The sequence below is a fragment of the Corallococcus sp. AB030 genome, from assembly GCF_003668965.1.
Lineage (GTDB): Bacteria > Myxococcota > Myxococcia > Myxococcales > Myxococcaceae > Corallococcus > Corallococcus exiguus.
This window is the reverse complement of record NZ_RAWQ01000397.1, coordinates 1-3,274: the sequence shown is the minus strand read 5'-3', so window position 1 is coordinate 3,274 and position 3,274 is coordinate 1. Positions and strand designations below refer to the sequence as shown.

Sequence of the window (3,274 nt, the reverse complement as noted above, 5' to 3'; positions counted from 1 at the left end):
AGGCGGACGGCGAAGTCTCCCTCTGGGCCGAGGCTCGCGGCCCGTCGCGCTGAGACGACTCACCCAGCAATCATTCGCCGAACCTCTCCGTCAACGTCGCTCTCGACGGGCTCGGGCGAGGACTTACGAACTTCTTGCCCGCTCCCGTGCCGGTGCTCACCACCGCCAGGTACTCGCCGCCCTGGGCCAGCGTCAGGCTGGCCACCTTGGACAGCTGGCCGTAGCCCGCGTCGTCGTCCTGCGCGAGCACCGTGGTGCCGTAGCTGCCGCTCGTGTTCCTGGGGCCGTAGATGAACAGGCCCGTATCCAGGTACATGCTGCTGCCCAGGTGCGTGACCTCCAGGCTCACCTTCGCGCCCGCTGCCACGTTGAAGCTGAAGGACAGATACTGCGGGTTCGTCGTGAACTGTGTCTGCACCGCGCCGTTCAGCCCCACCGGCCCCAGGTACGCCGTGCTGTCCACGAGGTTGCCGCTCGTGGGCACGGGAGGCGTGTACAGAATGGCCTGCGTGCTCGAGCCGACCTGCGTGGGCGCGTCCTGCTCCTGCGACGGACCACACGCCGCCACGAGCAACGACGGCACCAGCCACCACAGCCGATTCCAGGCGTGACGCATGCAACACTTCCTTCTTGTCTTGGGGGAATACAGCTTTGAGGCAGAAGGCGTGTTCCACACCCGGAGGTGGGCGTTCAAGTCACAACCGGTTCACAGGTCCTGGAACCAGGCGGCGTAGGGCGTGTTCCGCACGAGGCGCCGGTTGAGGTCCGGCGTGCCATCCGTCCACCACGGCGCGCCCCGCTCTCCCAGGCCCACCTTGGCGCGGTGCACGCGGTCTCGCGCCCGGCGCTCCAGGGCCGCGTCCTTTGTTCGCTTCGCCCGGCCCACGTCGGCGCGGGCCCGCATCAGCGCGGCCACCAGCAGTTCTCGCTGCCGGGGCCCGAGCGCTGGATTGCTGCGGCGCCACAGCCGCCCGTCCACCACCAGGTAGCGTCCATCCGGGGTGGTGGGGGGCGGCGGCTTCGTCACTGCTTCACGGGATACAGGAAGCGCAGGAGGTCACCGAAGCGCGCGCTCCACGCGGCCTCGTTGTGCTGGCCTCCCTCCACCACCGTGTACTTGAGGTCGTCGTCCAGCACCCAGCCCTTGGCCACCAGCGCGTCGCGCAGCGCCTGCGCATCCGCCACCGTCTCCGCCTGGCTGCCGGAGCCTTCGTTGGTGCCGATGTCCTCCCAGATGCGCAGCTCGGGCTTGGCGGTGAGCGCGTTCACCTCCGAGACAATCTCCCGGTCCGCCCACCACACCGACGGCGACACCACGCCCAGGCGGGTGAAGACGTCCGGGTGCTTGAGCCCCAGCGACATGGACACGAGCCCGCCCAGCGACGAGCCCGCGAGCCCCGTGAACCGCGCCTCCGGCTTCGTGCGGAACTCCGCGTCGATGCGCGGCTTCAGCTCCTGGATGAGGAACTGGCCATACACGTCCGCGCGGCCCGCGTTCGGGTACTCCGGCGGGAAGGGCACCGGCGTGTACTCCGCGATGCGGTCGCTCGTGTTGTAGATGCCCACGATGATGAGCGGCTCCACCTTGCCGGACTCCACCAGCGCCTGCGCCGTCTCATCCACGTTCCACTCGCCCGCGAACGCGGTGCTGACGTCCATCAGGTTCTGGCCGTCGTGCATGTAGAGCACCGGGTAGCGGCGCGTGGTGTCCGCCTCGTAGCCGGGCGGCAGCCAGATGATGACGTCGCGCGGCTTGAGGCTTGCGTCCTGGGGCACGACGTTGCGCAGGTAGCGCACGTCACCGGTGAGCGGCGGGGGCGGCGGGGGCGTGGAGAGGTCCGCCCAGCCCTTCACCGCCACGGGCACGCGCTCGAAGCCGCCGCCGGTGGTGAAGGTGTGGTTGGCCACCTCGGCGCCAGTTTCGCTCTTCTCCACCGTGTCCCACGAACCGCGCGTCACCTTGAACTCCAGGCCCGTGCTCGCCGCGAAGGTGACGGCGCCGGCGTAGGCGTTGTCCATGGCCTGGTAGAGCTCCACCTCCGCGCCATTCCAGTTCCCCAGTTCCGGCTGGTTTCCGGACAGCCACACCTTGGCCCCAACCGGCGTGATGTCCGGGACCTGGACGATGAACACGGTCCTCGCGCCTGTCTGCCCCCCCTCGGCGCCGAAGCGCTCCACCGTGAGGGTGACAGTCTCCTCGTTCTCACGGGCGGTGACGGTGTGGTCCGCCTCCGGTGCTCCCTGGGCGTCCAGCGCCACCTGGGCCGTGGGCGCCGTCATCAACACCGCGTAGGTGAAGGCGGTGTTCTTGGGCAGCCGGGCCTTCAGGCTGAACTGACGGCCGCCCTGGTAGACCATCTCCAGGCCCCGCCCGTCCGTGCCGCCGAACGTGGCGGTGGGGCCCTTGAGGAAGATCTCCGCGTCGACCGGCGTCTCCGGTGGGACGGTGAGGTCGAACTGGACGTCGGAGAAGACCTGCTCGACGGGCTTCGGCTTGTCGGAGGAACAGCCCCAGAGGGCCGCCAACGCCAGGACGAGCAACAGGGTGGGCCTTGAGGGCCGGGGATGCGACATGGATGGGTGGGCCTCCGGGGGCGGGATCAGGCCCCTCGTGAAGGCGCACCCTAACAGCGTGTTCCGGCGCCCATCAGTGGGGCGCGGATGCCCCGGAGCGTACATCCCAAAAGGGCTGCCCCCTTGGCAGCTGGTGGACAGTGCCTACCTTGCGCGGCGCACGGGGGACGGCGGGTCGCATCCCGCCACCCCCTTCAAGCGAAGGAGTCACACCGTATGAAGAAGCTGACGCTGCTGGCCTTGACGCTGGGTGCTATCACCGTGGGCACGGGTTGCCACCGCAACACCCGCGAGGCCGCCAAGGACGACGTGGAGCAGGCGGGCGACAAGGTGAAGGACACGGCCGAGGACGCCGCCGATGCCACGGGCGACGCCGCGGAGAAGGCCGGCGACAAGATCGAGGACGCGACCGACAAGTAGTCAGCCGCCGCCTTTCGAGCGCGGAAGAAACAAGCACCCCGGACGCCGGACCTTCACGGTGCCGGCCTCCGGGGTGTTGTCATTCCTCGCGGATCAGCCGTGCGCGGCTAAGTAGGTCGCCAGAAGTTCTCTAACAAATCGCGCAGCCAGAATCCCTCGGCGAGGCAGCCCGCCTTGCGGAGGGCGTCCTGGGGAGAAAGGCGCACTACCCAGCGGATGGCAGCGGCGACGTGCTGCTCCATCGTCGAGTACTGCCGGTTGGCCGACACGCGCTGTTTGA

Annotated in this window: 4 protein-coding genes; 1 reads left to right on the top strand and 3 read right to left on the bottom strand. The window is 69.0% G+C overall.

From position 1 onward, the window contains the following. Window positions 1–70: 70 nt before the first annotated feature. The 3 genes from D7Y15_RS42900 to D7Y15_RS42890 form a co-directional block, all read right to left on the bottom strand. Entirely contained in the window at window positions 71–616 is a 546-nt protein-coding gene (locus D7Y15_RS42900) for a hypothetical protein (protein ID WP_121756162.1), read from the bottom strand. Window positions 617–706: 90 nt separating this feature from the next. After that, the gene (locus tag D7Y15_RS42895) at window positions 707–1,027 is read right to left on the bottom strand and encodes a hypothetical protein (RefSeq protein ID WP_121756161.1); all 321 of its coding nucleotides are present in this window, start codon (window positions 1,025–1,027) and stop codon (window positions 707–709) included. After that, complete coding sequence (locus D7Y15_RS42890; protein ID WP_121756160.1) at window positions 1,024–2,574, bottom strand: alpha/beta hydrolase-fold protein; 1,551 nt, start codon at window positions 2,572–2,574, stop codon at window positions 1,024–1,026. Before D7Y15_RS42890 ends, D7Y15_RS42895 begins: the two co-directional genes overlap by 4 nt. 216 nt (window positions 2,575–2,790) lie before the next feature. On the opposite strand from D7Y15_RS42890, the gene D7Y15_RS42885 reads away from it, so the two are divergent. Continuing rightward, the gene (locus tag D7Y15_RS42885) at window positions 2,791–2,994 is read left to right on the top strand and encodes a YtxH domain-containing protein (protein WP_120581663.1); all 204 of its coding nucleotides are present in this window, start codon (window positions 2,791–2,793) and stop codon (window positions 2,992–2,994) included. The last annotated feature ends 280 nt before the right edge of the window (window positions 2,995–3,274 follow it).

What these genes read in the sequence shown, in the direction of transcription:
- D7Y15_RS42900 (WP_121756162.1), bottom strand. Translation starts at nt 616, where the DNA reads ATGCGTCACGCCTGGAATCGGCTGTGGTGGCTGGTGCCGTCGTTGCTC.
- D7Y15_RS42885 (WP_120581663.1), top strand. Translation starts at nt 2,791, where the DNA reads ATGAAGAAGCTGACGCTGCTGGCCTTGACGCTGGGTGCTATCACCGTG.
- D7Y15_RS42890 (WP_121756160.1), bottom strand. Translation starts at nt 2,574, where the DNA reads ATGTCGCATCCCCGGCCCTCAAGGCCCACCCTGTTGCTCGTCCTGGCG.